General features: G+C 35.4%; 2 protein-coding genes. Both read left to right on the top strand.

Annotation, left to right across the window (positions count from 1 at the left end):
* Positions 1-353, top strand: a 353-nt coding sequence (locus BAZ21_RS27535; RefSeq protein WP_218061458.1) for a terminase TerL endonuclease subunit, incomplete at its 5' end; no start/stop codon positions are given.
* The coding region (locus BAZ21_RS29445) for an HNH endonuclease (RefSeq protein ID WP_141695056.1) at positions 343-523 on the top strand (181 nt) is incomplete at its 3' end. The genes BAZ21_RS27535 and BAZ21_RS29445, both read left to right, overlap by 11 nt.

Raw genomic sequence — 523 nt, 5'->3', positions numbered from 1 at the left:
ACTTTAGAAGTAAGACAGGGTGCAGACTTAGAAAAATCGGTTATGACCCAGCACGATATGAAATCTTAAAAGGGTTGATTGAACGTTACTTCTTTGATAAAGACGGAGATAACCAAAGAGCAATTCGACAAGGTTTCTCAATGAATGATTATATCAGGCTATTAAAATCTAAATTAGTCGAAAATAAGCTTATCCATAATCAAAAAGTTATGCAATGGGCTTTAAATAATACGGCTGTCAAAATCGGACAAAGTGGGGACTATATGTATACAAAAAAACTTGAAAAAGATAAAATTGACCCTACTGTTGCCTTGACAATGGCTTTAGAAATGTTGGTAAGTGATGAAATATAACGTTGATACCGTCCGAGAAAGTGGCTGGTACAATAAAAAAGAATGGTTAGCTGTTCGTGATTATGTCAGACAACGTGATAAAATGACTTGCGTAAGATGTGGTGCATTCGGTGCTAAAAAATACGAAGTCGACCATATTATTGAGCTAACGTGGGAAAACCTTGATGATT

The sequence above is a fragment of the Paenibacillus kribbensis genome (genome assembly GCF_001705305.1).
Taxonomy (GTDB): Bacteria; Bacillota; Bacilli; order Paenibacillales; family Paenibacillaceae; genus Paenibacillus; species Paenibacillus kribbensis_B.
Note: the sequence above shows the minus strand (reverse complement) of the source record. Positions and strands in the feature narration are given on the sequence as shown.